The organism is Rhodanobacter geophilus (assembly GCF_040812275.1).
Lineage (GTDB): Bacteria > Pseudomonadota > Gammaproteobacteria > Xanthomonadales > Rhodanobacteraceae > Rhodanobacter_A > Rhodanobacter_A geophilus.
The window spans coordinates 60,581-75,905 of the sequence record NZ_JBFOHL010000011.1 but is presented as its reverse complement, the minus strand read 5'-3'; the positions used below and the strand labels follow the sequence as shown (position 1 = coordinate 75,905).

Below are 15,325 nucleotides of genomic sequence, written 5' to 3'. Positions count from 1 at the left end.
GTTCCGATGAAACGCGTCCTGTTCGTCTGTGTGGAAAACGCCAACCGCAGCCAGATGGCCGAAGCCTTCGCGCACATCCATGGTGGCGATGCGGTCGAAGCCCTGAGTGCCGGCTCGGCGCCGGCCGGCCGGATCAATCCGAAGGCGGTGCGCTTCATGGCCGAGCTCGGCTACGACCTGGGCACGCATGCATCGAAGTCGCTCGATGAAATCGACGGCGGGTTCGACGCCGTCGTCACCATGGGCTGCGGCGACAACTGCCCGTGGGTACCGGCCAAGCGACGCGAGGACTGGAACCTGCCCGACCCCAGGAACATGGACGATGCCGGCTATCGCGCGGTGCGCGACGAAATCTCCGCGCGCGTGAAACAATTGCTGGCGGATCTGTAATGTCGCTCCCGCGAAGACTGGCCGCCGAATTTCTCGGCACAGGCGCGCTGCTCGCCACGGTGGTGGGCTCGGGGATCATGGGCGTGGCGATGTCCGGCGGCAACAACGGCATCGCGCTGCTGGCAAACGCGGCCGCGACCGCCGGCATCCTGTACGTGCTGATCGCCGTGCTCGGCCCGATCTCCGGCGCGCACTTCAATCCCGCGGTGAGCCTGGCGATGCGCGTGCGCGGCGAGCTGGGCACGATGGAGACCCTCGCCTACGTCGCGGTGCAGCTGGCACGCTGCGGTCTGCAGCGTGCTGCTGGCCCACGCCATGTTCGGCCAGCCGCTGCTGCAGCCTGGCGTGCATGCCCGCACCGGCGCCGCGCAGTGGCTGAGCGAAGGCGTGGCCACCGCCGGCCTGCTGCTCACGATCCTGCTGGGCATGCGGGCCCGCCCCGCGGCCTTGCCCGCGCTGGTCGCCAGCTACATCTTCGCCGCGTACTGGTTCACCGCCAGCACCTCGTTCGCGAACCCGGCGGTCAGCGTGGCACGCGCGCTGACCCAAACCTTCGCCGGCATCCGGCCCGGCGACGTGCCGGGATTCGTGCTGGCCCAGCTGGCCGGAACGGCTGCCGCACTGCTCGTGGCGCATGTCCTGGACGGACGGCCCGCGAGTGCGGCATGCCCGCCGCCGAACGGGGATTGATGGCGGCGGACCCATAACCGCCGCGGGCGTCGACCCGCTACCGCTGCACCATGTGCCCGAACCATGCCCAGCCGCGCACGTGCTCGGCGATCAGCTTGACACTGGTGAGCATCGGCACCGCGAGCAGCGCACCGGGGATGCCCCACAGCCAGCCCCAGACCAGCAGCCAGACCAGGATCGCGATCGGCGACAGGCGCATGCGCCGGCCCAGGATCAGCGGCGTCACCAGGTTGCCCTCGAACACGGTGAGCCCGGCGAAGCACAGCGCGGGGAGCAGCGCGTGGCCGACGTCGTCGAAATGCGCCAGGCCCACCAGCAGCAGCACGCTGGTGGTGAAGATCGCCCCCACGTAGGGAATGAAGTTCGCGAACATCGCCACCGCGCCCCACAGCAGCGGATCGGGCATGTGCAGCTGCCACAGGATGCCCGTGGTGAGCGCGCCCAGCGTGAAGTTGATCAGCAAGGTGGTGAGGATGTAGCGCGACACTTCGTGCTGGATGCCGCGCACCACCGACACCGCCTGGCGCTTGTAGCGGAAGTCCGGGCCGATCTCCACCAGCCGGCGCAGCAGCAGGTCGCCGTAGATGAGGAAGAAGAACACCAGCAGCACCACGGTGAGGATCGCCGCCAGCACCTTCGGCGCCGCCGCCACCAGGTCCCAGGCGCTCACCGCCACGTCGGCCGGCTGCGGCCGCACGCGCATCGGATGGCCGTTGACCAGGGTCTGGGTGGCGCGGTTGGCCGCCTCCAGCGGCTGGGTGATGTGCTCGAGCTTGGGCACGAAGCGGCGGATCGTGGCCGGCGCCTCGTGGATCCAGTCCAGCGCCGGCGGCGTGAGCAGACCGATGCCGGTGCCGATGCCGCCGACCAGCGCCAGCATCAGCACGCTGGCGCCCAGCCAGCGCGGCACGCCCCAGCGGGCGCCACCGGCCACGATCGGATTCAGCGCCAGGCCGATGAAGGCCGCCAGCACCAGCGGAATCAGCAGCGCCTTGCACAGCGTCACCGTGTACAGCAGCGCCAGCAGCAGCAGCGCGTTGAGCAGCACGCGGATCGCACGCAGGTGGCGGCGCATGCCGCGCGCGCTGCGCCGTGCGAAACGGCCACGCGACAGGGTCGATGCACGCGGCGGCATGGCCCCGCCCGCCTCGCCGGTGCCGGGCAGCGGCAGCAGCGGATCGTTCATGCGGAAGCGTCGTCGAAGGCGCCGGCGCCCAGCTCGACGACCAGCCGCACGCCCTGCGCCACCGCCTCGGCAAGGGCGCCGCGCAACAGCGGCCCCACGCCGGGCACGCGCAAGGGATGCACGTCGAGACTGCCGAGCACGAAGCCCGCGCCGCCCGCTGCGCCCAGCGCAAGCAGCGGATGCCGCTCCCCTCGCGCCAGCAGGGCCGCGGCCGGCGTGGCCACTTCCGCGCGATGCGCGGCCATCCGCGCCTGTGCCGCGCGTACCTTGTCGAGTTGCCTGAACAGACTCATGGCTTGTCCTCCCCCGAGGTCTCGCTGTCGACCTCGCGCTCGGCGCGGTGCAGCGTCTCGCGCATCATCGCACTCCATTCATGGCGCGTGGCGGGCAGGCTCATCCAGTGCATGCAGCGGCGGAACAGCCCGATCGCGCCCGCCAGCAGCAATGCCTGCAGCAGCGCCAGCACCAGCAGCGCCCAGATCCACGAGTGGAACCAGGTGGCCAGCAGCACGCCGACCAGGCCAAGCAGGGTCAGGCCCAGCGCCACGCCGGCCACGGTGGCAGCCAGCGCGGCGAGCAGCAGCCAAGACACCGCGCTGCGCGCCAGCCCCAGCTCGGCGGCCAGCAGCTGCAGCTGCGCGCCGAACAGCCGCCGCACCGCGCCGGCCAACCGGCCCAGTTCCTGCAGCAGAGACGAGGACGGCGCCGGGGACTCCGGCGCCGTCGCGCGATCCTGCCCGCGCCCGGATTCCTCCTGCATGCGGAATCAGCGCCTGAGCAGGCGGGCAAGCAGCCAGCCCGCGCCCAGCGCGATCGCCATCGACTGCACCGGCTTCTCGCGCACGTAGTCGCGCACCTGCTCCAGCCATTCGTCGGCGCGATCCATCGTGGCGTCGTAGGCGGCGCGGCTGCGTTCACCGGCGTCGGAAAGTTTCTCGCTGGCGCGGTTGGCGCCGGCGGCGACCTTGTCGGTGGCGCGGTGCAGGCTTTCCTCCACGTGGTCGGCGGCGCGCTCCACCGCCTCCTTGGTACTGGCGACCGCGCTGGAGGTGGCCTGCTTGACGCGTTCGGCGCCTTCGTCGATGCGGCTGGTGGTGCCGTTTTCGGTCGTTGCTGCCTGCTTGTTCATGCTGTCTCCCCGAAGCTCATGATGAAGGATGCCGGCTTGCCGGGCATCACGCCACGATTCATTTCGCGCGGCGCAGGAAGGAGATGATCGCCAGGATCAGGAACACGATGAACAGGATCTTCGCGATCCCGGCCGCCGTGCCCGCGATGCCGCCGAAGCCGAGCACCGCGGCGATGATGGCGACGATCAGGAATACCAGTGCGTAGTGAAGCATGGCCTTGCCCTCTTGAACGAATGCCGACCGCGGCGCGCGCGGCCACGCACCGTCATTCATCCACAGTGGCTGCCATCTGCGCGTGAAGGCAACGCGCGCCTGCACGTCGCCTGCACATTCACCGCCATGCTCAACGCACGGGACGGATCGCGTAGCTGCCCACCAGCTGCGCCTCGGCCAGCACGTGGCCGCGCATCGCCGCGCGCAATTCGGCCAGCGTGAAGCCCGGCTGCAGCTCAAGCCGCTCCACGTCCAGTGCGTGGATGCGGAAGTGGTAATGGTGCACGATGCTGTCGTTCCACGGCGGGCACGGACCGTCGTAGCCGAGGTAGTCGCCGCCCATCTCCGCATCGCCCGCGAACCAGCCGGTGTAATCGTTCAGGCCCTGCACGCTGCCCGGCGGCCCGATCGGATCACGCTTGCCGCGCGGCGTGATGCCGTCGCTGCAGGCGCCTTCGGCCAGCTCGCCGCATTCTTCCTGGATGTTCGCCATCAACCAGTGCGCGAACTCCACGCGCGGCAGGTCGGCGGGAACGCTGCGCCCCTCCTTGTTGACGTCGTCGCCGCGGCTGGGCACGTCGGTGTCGATGCAGGTGAGCGCGAAGGAGCGCGTGCCCTCCGGCGCATCCTTCCATGCCAGGTGCGGGCTGCGGTTGTCGGACAGCGCCACCGGGGCGCCGGGTTTGCCGAAGGCATGGGCGGCGGGGATGGGCTGGCCATCGGCGAAGTTGTCGCTGCGAAGTTGCATGGTGGTTCCGGTTCGGTCGTCGGTCGGTCTGTCGCGGATGCAAGGCGATGGCGCCGGAGTGCCCGCGCAAGGCACATGCATCCTCATGGCTTGCAGGTCACCCGATGCGCCGACCGGGTGGCCCCAGGTGCGCGCCCGGCTTCAGCACCAACGGCGTGCAGCTCCTGCAATTGTGGCCCTTGCCGAAGCCGGGGTCGAGGACGTCGTCTCCGTGGCAGTACGGGAAGCCGACGCGCTCGCCGGTGCGGCGCGGCGCCGGGAATGTCATTGCCCGGCATGTCGCGGCCGTTGTCGTGGCCGTCGTGCTTCGTGCCGGTGAGCGTGCAGGCCTTCACCTGGCACGGCTCCGTACCGGCGAGACCGTCCAGCCTATGCCCATCCCACGGGCGCCTCTGTCAACATGCGCCACCATGAACGAACCGGTCTTGCCGAGAGCCGAGGATCTCAGGCGCCTGGTCACCGTGCGCATGCCGTTCGGCAAGTACCAGGGCCACCTGGTTGCCGACCTGCCCGGTGCCTATCTCGCCTGGTTCGCGCGCAAGGGTTTCCCGCCTGGCGAACTCGGCCGCCTGCTCGCGCTGATGCTGGAGATCGACCACAACGGACTGAAGCGCCTGCTCGATCCGTTGCGCGAACGCTGAATTCCGGCGCTACCTGCCCTGCGTCCCGTCCGCCACCGCATTGAAGCGCGCCGCGATGTAGTCGTCGGTGAAGCTGGTCATGTCGCGGCCGCGGATGAAGCCGCAGTGGCCGCCATATTCGGCGATGTCCAGTTCCACGTTCGGCGGCAGCCGCAGCTGCTCGAACGCACCCACCGGGATCACCGGGTCGTCGCGCGCGGTGAGGATGGTGGCGGGAATCTGCATCGCCCGCAGCGCGTCGCCGGCCACCGAATAGCCGTCCAGGTACTGCTGCAGCGAGTTGAAATCGGTGTGGCGGCGCACCAGCGATTCGGTGAGGCCGCGCAAATCCTGCTTCAGCTCCGACATCTCGAAATAGCGGTGCTGCGGAAACGCCTTCTGCTTGGCCAGCAGCGAGTGCCGCCACTTGTGCATGAAGTAGGCCTGGTAGAACCAGGGCGCCGATTCCTCCAGCGAGAACAGGCCTTCGGTGGGGTCGATGATCGGGCACACCGCCAGCGCATAGCTGAGCGGGATGCCGACGCGCGAGGTGTGCAGCGCGACGCGCAGCGCGAAGTTGCCGCCCAGCGAGAAGCCGGCCAGCGCCAGCGGCCGCGCCGGCCAGCGCGCGGCGATCTCGCCCAGCGCATGCACCACCTCGTCGAGCCGGCAGGAGTGGAACAGCGCCTCGTTCAGGTCGTGGCTGTCGCCGTGGTCGCGGAAGTTGAGGCGGAAGACGTCCCAGCCGTCGGCGAGCAGGCGGCTGCCGGTCTGCAGCACGTAGGTGGAGTCGACGCTGCCCTCCCAGCCGTGGAACAGCACGGCGAGGCCGCGCGGCTGCGGGCGGACCTTCTGCGCGGTGAACGCGCCGGTGAGGCGCACGCCGCCGCCGCCGTCCACCATCACCGGCTCGGCGCCTTCCTGTACCGCACGCGCGGTGCGCGGCAGCAGCAGGCGGCGCACGCCGCTGGAGGAAAGCATGGTCTGGATATGTCCGCTGGTGAGCGGCCAGGGCGGACGGAAATCCTTTCCGCACGGCAGGCTCATGCGGGGCGGTCTTCCAGCGCCGCGGCGATGCGCTCGCGCGACAGCTCGGCCATGCGGCGGCGGGCGTCCGGACTGGCCGGTACCGGCTGCAGGAAGTGCACCTCGGCATCCATGGCCGGGCCGCCGAGCAGGCGCAGGAAGTTGGCCATGAAGCTCTCGTGCTCGCGGAAGCCGGCATCAACCAGGCGATGGCCATTGCGGGCAAAGCGCAGCGCCACCGGCTGCACCACGACCTCGGCGTCCAGCGCGGCCTGGAAGATGCGCGCATGGAAAACCTTGAGCACGCCGTCGTGGCCGGTGCCACCCTCGGGGAACACCGCCACCGAGCGTCCCGCGCGCAACCGTTCCACCATCACCTGCATCACCGCCGCCAGCGAATGGTTGCTGCCGCGGCGATGGAAGATGGTGCCGCCGCTGGCGGCCAGCCAGCCCACCAGCGGCCAGTTGGCGATCTCCGCCTTGGCCACGAAACAGGCCGCCCGCTGCGAATGCAGCAGCACGATGTCGATCCACGACGTGTGGTTGGCCACGAACAGCACCGGGTCGGCCAGCGGCTCGCCCACGCGCACCGCACGCAGGCCGAAGATGCGCATCAGCATCGTCGACCACCAGCGGATCAGCCTGTGCGCGAACGGCTCCCGGCCATTCCGCATCACGCGCTGGCGGTTCCAGCTCATCACGAACGCGGCCAGCAGGATCGCCAGCACGGTGTGCAGCAGCAGCAGCGGCACGCGCCACAGGTAGCGCAGCGGGCGCAGGTGGTCGCGGATCGGCGGGGAAGTCGTGGCGGTATCCATCAGCCGCTTAGTCTAGCGTTTGTTGCCCGCAACGTTATGCGGTGGCGAGGGGTTTTCCGCACGCGACAGCGGCAGCGAGGGCGAGCGCTTCACCGTGCGCAGCACGAAGCTGGAATTGACGTCGGCCACGCCGGCGGCATTGAGCAGATGGTCGAGCAGGAAGCGCGAGAAATCCGCCAGGTCGGCCACGTAGACATGCAGCAGGTAGTCCATGTCGCCGGTGAGCGCATGGCAGGCCACCACCTCGTCCCAGCCGCTGACGCGCTCGACGAAGCGCTCGATCACGTCGGCCTCGTGCTTCACCAGCTGCACGCGCACGAAGGCCTGCAGTCCCAGGCCCACCGCCAGCGGGTCGATCTGGGCCGCGTAACCGGTGACCACCTTGTCCGCCTCCAGCCGCTGCAACCGGCGCAGGCAGGCCGAAGGCGACAGGTTCACCCGTTCGGCCAGCTCGGCATTGGTGATGCGGCCCTCCGTCTGCAGCACGGCGAGCAGGCGCAGGTCGATGCGGTCCAGCGCAACCATGCACGATACCCCGACAAAAGCATTCATTGATGCACGGATATTGCGCCATAACAGCATGCACACGCAATTTTGCAAGTTTCGTGCGGCGCATTCGCCGTATGCTCTGGTTGGTCGTTCCGGCGCTGCCGGAACCCAGTCCAGCCCCGGAGCCCGCCATGGACCACAGCACGCCCCGCAAGATCGAGCACCAGCAGACCGACCGCGGCTACATCCCGGTCTACGCGACCGGCGTGGTGGAGCAGCCCTGGGACAACTACACGCGCACCGAGCACGAGGTGTGGGACACCTTGTACCAGCGCCAGCGCGAACTGCTGCCCGGGCGCGCCTGCAAGGAGTTCCTCGCCGGCGTGGAGCGTTTCGGCCTGGGCGACGGCGGCATCCCGAAATTTTCCGAACTCAACAAGGTGCTGGCCGCGGCCACCGGCTGGGAACTGGTGGCGGTGGAAGGCCTGCTGCCGGACGAGGTGTTCTTCGACCACCTCGCCAACCGCCGCTTCCCGGTGAGCTGGTGGATCAGGAAACCGGACCAGCTCGACTACCTCAGCGAGCCCGACCTGTTCCACGACCTGTTCGGCCACGTGCCGCTGCTGCTCAACCCGGTGTTCGCCGACTACATGCAGGCCTACGGCCGCGGCGGCATGAAGGCGTTCCGTATCGGCCCCGAGGCGCTGATGAACCTCACGCGCCTGTACTGGTACACGGTGGAGTTCGGCCTGATCCACACCGACGAAGGCATGCGCATCTACGGCGCCGGCATCGTCAGCTCCAAGGGCGAATCCATCTACTGCCTCGACTCGCCCGCGCCGAACCGCATCGGCTTCGGCCTGGAACGCGTGATGAGCACGCGCTACCGCATCGACACCTACCAGCAGACCTACTTCGTGATCGACAGCTTCGAGCAGTTGTTCGAGGCCACCCGCCCCGACTTCACGCCGATCTACGCGAAGCTCAAGGCGGAGCCGGCGCATGCGGCGGCCGACGTGCTGGATGGGGACCGCCTGTTCAATCGCGGAACGCGGGAAGGGTTTGCAACGGGTGCGGATACCTGATTGCCGAACAAATCGCCGGTCCGTGACTGGCGTTGGCGCTTGATGGCGCCCGCCATCCCTGTCTCGGAAGGTCGCGAATTCGACGCGTGACCGTAGTGGAAGTCGTTGTCGCCCGCATGGATCGCATGGCGCGTGGAATGAAGGGCTTCGCCGGCGTACGCCACGCACGAGACCGGGGCCGGCAACAGCGAGCAGGACGCTCACGACGCTCCCGGGCAATCTCGCCGATATGGCAAGCGGCGCCGCACGGGCTGATTCGATCCGGGCCGCCCTACGATTTGGAGCGCTTCATCTCGCTCACCTCCAGCACCTTGGCGATGCGCTTGCCATCCCAGCGATAGACCAGGTGCTGCGCCTGCACGCAGGGCGCGACGACGTCGGGATGGAACGCGGCCAGGCACTCGCCGCCCCGATGCCGCACGCTGTCGTAGACGATGCCGTTGGAGCCGGCTTCGCGCAGCAGGCGGGCCAGTTTGACGCTGGCCGCGTAGCCATCCGGATCGTGTTCCCGTTTCCAGCCGCCGCGGATGTCGTGCAGGCGGCTGTCGACGCGGGTGCGGTAGCAGCGCATCTGGACGTCGCAGGCCGGTTCGCGGGTGGCGGCGAGGAAGCGCTCGCGGTGGTAGACGGTTTCCTCCACCGCCGTGGCCACGCTGTGCGCGGCGTAGAACACGCCCCAGGTTCCGTCGGAGAAGCGGCTGCCTTCCGGGTTCAAGTGCGTGAACGCGGCCATCACCGGCGTGCTGCCCGGGCCGCTGATGCGGTGCTCCTTCGGCACCAGCTTCAGCGCACCGGCTTCCTCGCGCAGGCGCGGGTTGGTCAGCGCCTCGATCGCGAACACCGCATCGAGATCCGCCGGGTCGGCGATGCGGTCGTACACGTCCACCGGCGGAAAGCGGCTGGGCACGATGCGGTAGGCCTGGCTCCAGCGGATGCGGCGGACGGGTGGCAGATCGGCGGGCATCGCGGTTGTCCGTGTCGTTCCTGCAGGTCGGGAGAACGAGCCTGGCGACGAGCGGTCTCGCGGAACGCGACCGGCGCCACGGCGCCGCCTCAGCCGCGCTGCGCGTCCAGGTACTGGCGCACCACGAACAGGTCGGCCACGTTGCCCGACAGCATGCGCTCCAGCGCCGAGTGCCCGCCGAACAGCGGCGCCGTGTTCGGCTTGCGCAGCCACGCATCGGCCTGTGCCGGATCGGGGAAGAGGATCTGCAAGGCCTTCCAGATGCCGAGCAGGTAGCTGATGCGTTCCAGCGTGTCGCGACCCAGGCCACCGGCCTGCTCGCGCTTCCACTTGTAGAACGTGGACTCGGGCGGGTCGCCGAGCAGCCTGCGCTGTTCGGCGACGCGCAGATCCCAGTGCCCGGCGAGGCGGAAGAAGCTGCGCAACGCGGGCGCCGCCAATGTCCGGTCGTTGGACAGGTAGTCCGGCACGGCATCGGCAACACGATTCGCTTGTGCACTCATGACGAGACTCTCCATATGAAGCACAAGCCGAATTTACTGCAAAACGGCATTACCGTCCAATGCCGGGCGCGCCGGCTTCAGGAACCGCCCGCGCCGCCCTTCGCTTTCGCGCAATCGCAGCCGAAATCCGGCTCCGGCCCGCCCTCGGCGATGAAGCGGTCGATGCGCGCCTCCAGCACCGGCAGCGGCACCGAGCCGGTGGAGAGCACGGTGTCGTGGAAGGCGCGGAGGTCGAACTTGTCGCCCAGCGCCTTCTCCGCCTTGGCGCGCAGTTCGAGGATCTTGAGGTAACCCAGCTCGTAGCTGTCGGCCTGGCCCGGCCAGCTGATGTAGCGGTCCACCTCGTTGGCGATTTCCAGCGGGCTCAGCGCGGTGTTGTCGGTGAGGTAGTCGATCGCCTGCTGGCGCGTCCAGCCCAGGTGGTGGATGCCGGTGTCGACCACGAGCCGGCAGGCGCGCCACATCTGGTAGGTGAGGTAGCCGAACTGCTGCCAGGGCGTCTGGTAGATGCCCATCTCGTTGCCGAGGTATTCGGAGTACAGGCCCCAGCCTTCGCCATAGGCGGAGATGTAGCCGTTGCGTCGGAACGCCGGCTGGCCGTGGTCCTCCTCGGCCAGTTCCAGCTGCAGCGAGTGGCCGGGATAGCTCTCGTGCAGGGTCAGCGCCGGCATGTTGTACAGCGCGCGCGACTTCAGGTCGTAGGTGTTGACCAGGTACGCGTCCGCGCCGCCGCGGCCGGAGGTGTAGTACGGCGCGATGTCGGCCGGCACCGGCACGATGGCGAAGCGCTCGCGCGGCAGGTGGCCGAAGAACCTGGACATCTTGCCGTCCACTTCCTTGGCGACCCAGGCGGTCTTGTCCAGCAGCTCCTGCGGTGTCTTCGCGTAGAACCGCGGGTCGGTGCGCAGGTAGTGCAGGAAGTCGGCGAAGCTGCCCTTGAAGCCGGTCTGCTTCATCACGTCCAGCATCTCGGCGTGGATCTTCGCCACCTGCTGCAGGCCGATCTGGTGGATCTGGTCGGGCGTGAGATCCAGCGTGGTGTATTCGCGGATCTGCTGGCGGTAGTAGGCCTTGCCGTCGGGGAGCGCCTCCGCGGCCAGCGTGCTGCGCGCCTGCGGCACGTATTCGGCGTCGAAGAACTTCAAGAGCTTCGCGTAGGCGGGAATCACGTCGTCGCGGATACGCTGCACCGCCTCGCCGCGCAGCGCCTGCGCCTGGTCGGCCGGAATCGTGTCCGGCATCTGCTTGAACGGCGCGTAGAAGCTCGCTGCGGTGGGATCGCGGAGATCCGCCACCGCGGCGATCGACTGGTCGCGGCCCTTGAGCACCGCACGCGGTACGCTGAAGCCGCGCTTGAGGCCCAGCCGCATGTTGTCGATCTGCTGCTCGAAGTAGTGCGGGATCTGGCCGAGGCGATCAAGGTAGCGGCGGTAGTCGTCCGCGCTGCGCAGGTGGCCGCCGCCCAGCTCGTCGCCGAGGTCGCTCCAGAACGCCGAGTCGCTGTTGAACGGCATCTGCCACTGCTTGAACTGCTGGTCCGCGATGAAGTTGCGGATCTGCTCGCGGTACACCGCGTAGTTCACCCGGTCCTCCGGCGTGAGCTGCTGCACGTCGATCGCGTCGAGCTGCGTCATCACCTTGCGCCAGTAGTCCAGGCGCCGCTGCTGGCTGGCGGCGTCCACGTCGTCGAGGCGGCCATTGTTCGGCTGCGACTCGCCCGAGGCACTGATGCCGGCCTGCCCGGTGCGCCAGGCCCATTCCTGCTGGTAGATCTGCTGGAAGCGCGCGTCGGCGTCCTGCTGTGCCCATGCCGGCACGGCCAGGGCGAAGACCAGGGCCATGCAGCCGAAGCATGTAGCGGTTTTCACTGCGCGCGACTCCCCGTCGATGATGGCGCCGCGGCGGACGCCGACACGGCATCTTCCACGCTCCAGCTGTTCAATGCCTGTGGCGGAAGTTGGGGCAGGGCCGCGCGCAGCAGCAGCGCGCGCGTATCGTCCTTCAGGCGCGCCACGCGCAGGCCGGCACCACGCGCCTGCAGCCAGCCGGCGAAATCGGCAAGCGCCTCCAGCGCGGTGCTGTCGAGGTCGGGCGATTCCTCCAGGCTGAGGATCACCTGCTTCAGGCCCGCGTGCTGCTCCACCTGCTGCCGCGCCAGCGCCAGCATCGATTCGGCATTGGCGAAGAACAGCGGCTCCTCCGGCCGCAGGATCAGCAACCCCGGCAGTTGCACGGCACCCGGGTGCCGCGCGATATCCACGTAATCGTGGCCGCCATCGAACCGGCCGAGCGCGCTCAGGCGTGGTGTGGCGAGCTGGCGCAGCAGCAGGACCAGGCTGAAGGCGATCGCCACCAACAGGCCGTCGAGGATGCCCAGCGACAGCACGGCCAGTACCGAGGCCAGCGCCAGCAGGCGATCGCGCTTCCACTGCAGGTAGGGGCGGAACACTGACAGCCGCCACGACCTGCTCACCGCGTGGATCACGATCGCCGCCAGCACCGCCAGCGGAATGCGCTCGATCCAGCGCAGCAGCAGCGCGACCATCAGCAGCACGCTGGCGCCTGCGACCAGGCCGGCCAGGCGCGAGCGGGCACCGGCCGCCTCGTTGGCCGAGGTGCCGGAATAGCCGGCGCCGACCGGCATGCCGTGCAGCAGGCCGCACAGCACGTTCGCCAGGCCCAGCACCAGCAGGTCGCGGTTCGGCTGCACCGGATCGCCGTGCTTCAGCGCGAAGCCGCGGATCGAGCTGTACGACTCCGCGTACAGGATCAGCAGCAGCGCGGCGCCCAGCTCCACGCTGGGCAGCCATTGCGCGCGGGTCGGCCAGGCCGGCATCGCCCAGTCCGGGTGCAGGTCGATCGCGCCGGTCAGCGCCACGCCGTGTCCTTCCAGCCAGCCCGAAGCGAGCACGCCCAGCGCGATCACCAGCAGGCTGCCGGGCAGGCGGCGCACCCGCTCGCAGGCAAACAGCAGCAGCAACGCGAGCACGCCGGTGGCGAGCGTGATCGGCTGCACCTGGCGACTGCTGCGCACCAGGTCCAGCACCAGCAGCGGCACGAAGTCGCCGTGCAGCTCGGCCCAGCCGCCGAGGTGCGGCAGCTGCTTCAGCGCGATCACGATCGCCAGGCCGAAGGTGTAGCCGCGCAGCACCGGCCGCGCGATCAGGTGCGACAGGCCGCCGAGGCGGGCGAAGCCCGCGATCAGGAAACAGCCGCCACCCAGCAGCACCAGGGTGGCGGCGATCGCCACCCTCGCGGCGGCGTCGTTGCCGGCCAGCGCCAGCGTGCCGGCCGCCAGCACCGCGGCCGACGACGAGGTGGCGGAGACGACCGCGTAGCGGCTGCGGCCCAGCAGGCCGTAGCAGACCAGCCCCACGAACAGCGCGATCACGCCGGCCTGCGGTGGCAGCCCCGCAATGCCCGAATACGCCACCGCCTCGGGCACCAGCAGGCCGGCGATCGCCAGGCCGGCCAGCACGTCGGCCATGCGCGCCGACGACACGGCGGGCACGACGTTCACTGCACGGCGCCGCTCCAGCCCGGCAGGTAGGCCGTGTCGTGCGAATGCGCCAGCAGCAGGGCGTTCTGCAACTGCTTGTCGCTGACGCGGTTGCCCTTCAGCTTCAGGTGGCGCCGGTAGTAGTCGGCCCACAGGAATTCCGCGTACGGTGTGGCGTCCTTGGAATAGCCGCCGGCCATGCGCACGCGCGCCGCCAACGTGCGGTAGGGGTCGTCCGCCAGTGCGTCGAGGCGGTCGGGCATCGCCTCGTAGGCCTGCCGCTCGCCGCGCGCGTCGTAGGGGTGCGCCCAGCGGTTGAACTCCATCGTGCGCCAGAACACCGGCGGCTCCAGCCAGGAGAAGTCGCGCTGGATCATCACCGGCACCTGCTTGACCTTCTCCTCGAACAGGGCCAGCCCGAGGTGATGGTGATCGACGATGAAAACCTGGCTCTCCGGACCCAGCACGCCGGGGAACCAGTGCTGGGCCAGCAGCTCCTTGCGCTTCTTCCTGCCGAGCTTTTCCCACTCGGCGCGCTTGTCCGCCACCTCGGCCCTGCCCACGGTCATCTGGGTCGGACGCAGCCTGGCCGGAGAGATCGAAAGCAGGGGATGACGCACGCCTGAGGACATGACACGACTCCTGTGCTGACCGCGGTCCGCGCAGGGTAGCCGAACTGCGCGCCGGCGGTTATTCCAGCCCGCCGTAGTCGCCGCGCACCGCCTGCAGGTAGGCATCCAGGTCGCGGCCGGCGACGGTGGCGAACACCTCGCCGGTCTCGTCCAGGGTGTCGATGCGGTCCGGGCGGAAATTGCGAAAGCCCTCGCGCAGACGGCACCACGCACCCAGCGTCCATTTGCCGCCCCAGAACGCCAGGCACAGCGGCTCGACCTCGCGCGCGCTGGCCCGTCCCGCCTCGTCGCGGTAATCCAGCCGCAACACGCGGTTGCCGCTGATCGCTCCGTGCAGGCGGTCGATGCGGGCGGCGAATTCGATGGTCCGCTCGTTGCGCCACATCGGCGCATAGATGCGCGTGCGCGCGGCGCGCTCGCGCAGCTCGGGCGGCAGCACCGCCTCGATCTTCAGCAACGCCGCCTGTGCGCCGGTGGCCAGCTTCTCGCCCGCGAACGCGCGCACGAAGCGCGTGCCCACCACCAGCGACTCGAGCTCGTCGGCGGTGAACATCAGCGGCGGAATGTCCGCGCCCTTGCGCAACACGTAGCCCACGCCCGCCTCGCCCTCGATCGGCACGCCGGAAAGCTGCAGGTCGGCCACGTCGCGGTAGATGGTGCGCAGCGATACGCCCAGCGTCTCGGCAAGGTTGCGCGCGGGCAACGCGGTACGCCGTCCGCGCAGGGCATGGATGATGAGGAACAGGCGATCGGCGCGACGCATCCGAACATGGTGGCTTGCCTGCGCATCGATCGCCAGTGCCGGCTATTCGCCGTCCCAGTAGTCGCATGCATCGTCCGGCCTGCCGACGTGACGGAAGCCCTGCGGCCGACCGTTTGCGTCCATGCCGGCGACATGCATGACGGCGAACTTGCCCGAGTCGGGATACTCGCAAACCTCCGGCGTCTCCTTGCTCGACACCGCGAGATAGCGCAGCGTGGTGCCGCCGGTGTTGACGATCTGGTGCGCGGTTTCCGGGCCGCCGGGCGGGCAGCAGATCACGTCGCCCGTACGGATCGGCCAGGCTTCGGCGCCGATGCGCACTTCGCCCGAGCCCTCGATCACGAAGAACATCTCCTCGTTGACGCGATGCGAGTGGAATGGGAAGGCACGCTTGCCTGGTGGCACCACAATGAGGCTGTAGCCGAGCTTCTGTGCCCCAAGTTGCGATGCGATCCGCGCCATGCCGCCACCAAAACGGGGCGGCGGCGGATGGCCACCCTGCTGCTTGCTCAAGGTCTCCAACGAGACCGGTTCGAGTTCGTCGATGTTGAGGATGGGCTTGCTCACGG

Annotated in this window: 20 protein-coding genes and 1 pseudogene; 5 read left to right on the top strand and 16 right to left on the bottom strand. The window is 69.2% G+C overall.

All coding sequences use genetic code 11. From position 1 onward, the window contains the following. Nucleotides 1–6 precede the first annotated feature (6 nt). The 3 genes and pseudogenes from ABQJ56_RS13100 (at nt 7) to ABQJ56_RS13090 (ending at nt 1,080) form a co-directional block, all read left to right on the top strand. A complete protein-coding gene (locus ABQJ56_RS13100) occupies nt 7–390 on the top strand; it encodes an arsenate reductase ArsC (protein ID WP_367845451.1) in 384 nt (127 codons plus the stop codon). Further along, nucleotides 390–611, top strand: a pseudogene (locus ABQJ56_RS13095) (aquaporin); the annotation flags it as partial. The gene ABQJ56_RS13100 and the pseudogene ABQJ56_RS13095, both read left to right, overlap by 1 nt. Before the next feature lie 76 nt (nt 612–687). After that, complete coding sequence (locus ABQJ56_RS13090) at nt 688–1,080, top strand: hypothetical protein (protein WP_367845503.1); 393 nt, start codon at nt 688–690, stop codon at nt 1,078–1,080. A gap of 37 nt (nt 1,081–1,117) precedes the next feature. On the opposite strand, the gene ABQJ56_RS13085 is transcribed toward ABQJ56_RS13090, so the two are convergent. From ABQJ56_RS13085 to ABQJ56_RS13060, 6 genes are all read right to left on the bottom strand, one after another. Continuing rightward, nucleotides 1,118–2,266, bottom strand: coding sequence for an AI-2E family transporter (locus ABQJ56_RS13085; RefSeq protein ID WP_437343430.1), 1,149 nt, complete (start codon nt 2,264–2,266; stop codon nt 1,118–1,120). Further along, entirely contained in the window at nt 2,263–2,559 is a 297-nt protein-coding gene (locus ABQJ56_RS13080) for a hypothetical protein (RefSeq protein ID WP_367845450.1), read from the bottom strand. The genes ABQJ56_RS13085 and ABQJ56_RS13080 overlap by 4 nt, the downstream gene beginning before the upstream one ends. After that, on the bottom strand, nt 2,556–3,026 hold the full coding sequence (locus tag ABQJ56_RS13075) for an ABC transporter ATP-binding protein (protein ID WP_367845449.1): 471 nt from the start codon (nt 3,024–3,026) through the stop codon (nt 2,556–2,558). Before ABQJ56_RS13075 ends, ABQJ56_RS13080 begins: the two co-directional genes overlap by 4 nt. Before the next feature lie 6 nt (nt 3,027–3,032). Next, on the bottom strand, nt 3,033–3,395 hold the full coding sequence (locus ABQJ56_RS13070) for an ElaB/YgaM/YqjD family protein (RefSeq protein ID WP_367845448.1): 363 nt from the start codon (nt 3,393–3,395) through the stop codon (nt 3,033–3,035). Nucleotides 3,396–3,453: 58 nt separating this feature from the next. Beyond that, the gene (locus ABQJ56_RS13065; protein WP_367845500.1) at nt 3,454–3,609 is read right to left on the bottom strand and encodes a DUF1328 domain-containing protein; all 156 of its coding nucleotides are present in this window, start codon (nt 3,607–3,609) and stop codon (nt 3,454–3,456) included. A 130-nt stretch (nt 3,610–3,739) separates the two neighbouring features. Further along, nucleotides 3,740–4,357 carry a YbhB/YbcL family Raf kinase inhibitor-like protein gene (locus ABQJ56_RS13060; protein ID WP_367845447.1) on the bottom strand — a complete coding sequence of 206 codons (618 nt, stop codon included), beginning with the start codon at nt 4,355–4,357 and terminating at the stop codon, nt 3,740–3,742. Nucleotides 4,358–4,767: 410 nt separating this feature from the next. Between ABQJ56_RS13060 and ABQJ56_RS13055 the strand changes: the two genes are divergently transcribed. Beyond that, complete coding sequence (locus ABQJ56_RS13055) at nt 4,768–4,998, top strand: DUF3820 family protein (protein WP_367845446.1); 231 nt, start codon at nt 4,768–4,770, stop codon at nt 4,996–4,998. Nucleotides 4,999–5,007: 9 nt separating this feature from the next. On the opposite strand, the gene ABQJ56_RS13050 is transcribed toward ABQJ56_RS13055, so the two are convergent. Genes ABQJ56_RS13050 through ABQJ56_RS13040 form a run of 3 tightly spaced genes read right to left on the bottom strand, consistent with a single transcriptional unit; the run spans nt 5,008 to nt 7,346 of the window. After that, the gene (locus ABQJ56_RS13050; protein WP_367845445.1) at nt 5,008–6,024 is read right to left on the bottom strand and encodes a YheT family hydrolase; all 1,017 of its coding nucleotides are present in this window, start codon (nt 6,022–6,024) and stop codon (nt 5,008–5,010) included. Further along, nucleotides 6,021–6,821: a lysophospholipid acyltransferase family protein gene (locus tag ABQJ56_RS13045; RefSeq protein ID WP_367845444.1), complete on the bottom strand. Its 801-nt coding sequence runs from the start codon at nt 6,819–6,821 to the stop codon at nt 6,021–6,023. Before ABQJ56_RS13045 ends, ABQJ56_RS13050 begins: the two co-directional genes overlap by 4 nt. Before the next feature lie 12 nt (nt 6,822–6,833). Then, nucleotides 6,834–7,346 (bottom strand): Lrp/AsnC family transcriptional regulator, encoded by a 513-nt coding sequence (locus ABQJ56_RS13040; RefSeq protein ID WP_367845443.1) that lies wholly within the window; start codon nt 7,344–7,346, stop codon nt 6,834–6,836. 155 nt (nt 7,347–7,501) lie between these two features. On the opposite strand from ABQJ56_RS13040, the gene phhA reads away from it, so the two are divergent. Next, entirely contained in the window at nt 7,502–8,395 is an 894-nt protein-coding gene (gene phhA / locus ABQJ56_RS13035) for a phenylalanine 4-monooxygenase (protein ID WP_367845442.1), read from the top strand. A gap of 271 nt (nt 8,396–8,666) precedes the next feature. Here phhA and ABQJ56_RS13030 read toward each other — a convergent pair whose 3' ends face one another. From ABQJ56_RS13030 to ABQJ56_RS13000, 7 genes are all read right to left on the bottom strand, one after another. Then, nucleotides 8,667–9,359, bottom strand: a complete 693-nt coding sequence (locus ABQJ56_RS13030; protein WP_367845441.1) for an RES family NAD+ phosphorylase — start codon at nt 9,357–9,359, stop codon at nt 8,667–8,669. Between the two features lie 89 nt (nt 9,360–9,448). Next, entirely contained in the window at nt 9,449–9,862 is a 414-nt protein-coding gene (locus tag ABQJ56_RS13025) for an MbcA/ParS/Xre antitoxin family protein (RefSeq protein WP_367845440.1), read from the bottom strand. 77 nt (nt 9,863–9,939) lie between these two features. After that, entirely contained in the window at nt 9,940–11,703 is a 1,764-nt protein-coding gene (locus ABQJ56_RS13020) for a DUF885 domain-containing protein (RefSeq protein WP_367845499.1), read from the bottom strand. Between the two features lie 23 nt (nt 11,704–11,726). Beyond that, a complete protein-coding gene (locus ABQJ56_RS13015) occupies nt 11,727–13,382 on the bottom strand; it encodes a SulP family inorganic anion transporter (RefSeq protein WP_367845439.1) in 1,656 nt (551 codons plus the stop codon). Continuing rightward, entirely contained in the window at nt 13,379–13,993 is a 615-nt protein-coding gene (locus tag ABQJ56_RS13010; protein ID WP_367845438.1) for a ParB-like protein, read from the bottom strand. Before ABQJ56_RS13010 ends, ABQJ56_RS13015 begins: the two co-directional genes overlap by 4 nt. A gap of 58 nt (nt 13,994–14,051) precedes the next feature. Continuing rightward, nucleotides 14,052–14,756, bottom strand: coding sequence for a helix-turn-helix transcriptional regulator (locus ABQJ56_RS13005; protein WP_367845437.1), 705 nt, complete (start codon nt 14,754–14,756; stop codon nt 14,052–14,054). Between the two features lie 42 nt (nt 14,757–14,798). Further along, nucleotides 14,799–15,323: a cupin domain-containing protein gene (locus tag ABQJ56_RS13000; RefSeq protein WP_367845436.1), complete on the bottom strand. Its 525-nt coding sequence runs from the start codon at nt 15,321–15,323 to the stop codon at nt 14,799–14,801. Between the last annotated feature and the right edge of the window lie 2 nt (nt 15,324–15,325).

What these genes read in the sequence shown, in the direction of transcription:
- ABQJ56_RS13100 (WP_367845451.1), top strand. Translation starts at nt 7, where the DNA reads ATGAAACGCGTCCTGTTCGTCTGTGTGGAAAACGCCAACCGCAGCCAG.
- ABQJ56_RS13085 (WP_437343430.1), bottom strand. Translation starts at nt 2,266, where the DNA reads ATGAACGATCCGCTGCTGCCGCTGCCCGGCACCGGCGAGGCGGGCGGG.
- ABQJ56_RS13080 (WP_367845450.1), bottom strand. Translation starts at nt 2,559, where the DNA reads ATGAGTCTGTTCAGGCAACTCGACAAGGTACGCGCGGCACAGGCGCGG.
- ABQJ56_RS13075 (WP_367845449.1), bottom strand. Translation starts at nt 3,026, where the DNA reads ATGCAGGAGGAATCCGGGCGCGGGCAGGATCGCGCGACGGCGCCGGAG.
- ABQJ56_RS13070 (WP_367845448.1), bottom strand. Translation starts at nt 3,395, where the DNA reads ATGAACAAGCAGGCAGCAACGACCGAAAACGGCACCACCAGCCGCATC.
- ABQJ56_RS13065 (WP_367845500.1), bottom strand. Translation starts at nt 3,609, where the DNA reads ATGCTTCACTACGCACTGGTATTCCTGATCGTCGCCATCATCGCCGCG.
- ABQJ56_RS13060 (WP_367845447.1), bottom strand. Translation starts at nt 4,357, where the DNA reads ATGCAACTTCGCAGCGACAACTTCGCCGATGGCCAGCCCATCCCCGCC.
- ABQJ56_RS13055 (WP_367845446.1), top strand. Translation starts at nt 4,768, where the DNA reads ATGAACGAACCGGTCTTGCCGAGAGCCGAGGATCTCAGGCGCCTGGTC.
- ABQJ56_RS13050 (WP_367845445.1), bottom strand. Translation starts at nt 6,024, where the DNA reads ATGAGCCTGCCGTGCGGAAAGGATTTCCGTCCGCCCTGGCCGCTCACC.
- ABQJ56_RS13045 (WP_367845444.1), bottom strand. Translation starts at nt 6,821, where the DNA reads ATGGATACCGCCACGACTTCCCCGCCGATCCGCGACCACCTGCGCCCG.
- ABQJ56_RS13040 (WP_367845443.1), bottom strand. Translation starts at nt 7,346, where the DNA reads ATGGTTGCGCTGGACCGCATCGACCTGCGCCTGCTCGCCGTGCTGCAG.
- phhA (WP_367845442.1), top strand. Translation starts at nt 7,502, where the DNA reads ATGGACCACAGCACGCCCCGCAAGATCGAGCACCAGCAGACCGACCGC.
- ABQJ56_RS13030 (WP_367845441.1), bottom strand. Translation starts at nt 9,359, where the DNA reads ATGCCCGCCGATCTGCCACCCGTCCGCCGCATCCGCTGGAGCCAGGCC.
- ABQJ56_RS13025 (WP_367845440.1), bottom strand. Translation starts at nt 9,862, where the DNA reads ATGAGTGCACAAGCGAATCGTGTTGCCGATGCCGTGCCGGACTACCTG.
- ABQJ56_RS13020 (WP_367845499.1), bottom strand. Translation starts at nt 11,703, where the DNA reads ATGGCCCTGGTCTTCGCCCTGGCCGTGCCGGCATGGGCACAGCAGGAC.
- ABQJ56_RS13010 (WP_367845438.1), bottom strand. Translation starts at nt 13,993, where the DNA reads ATGTCCTCAGGCGTGCGTCATCCCCTGCTTTCGATCTCTCCGGCCAGG.
- ABQJ56_RS13005 (WP_367845437.1), bottom strand. Translation starts at nt 14,756, where the DNA reads ATGCGTCGCGCCGATCGCCTGTTCCTCATCATCCATGCCCTGCGCGGA.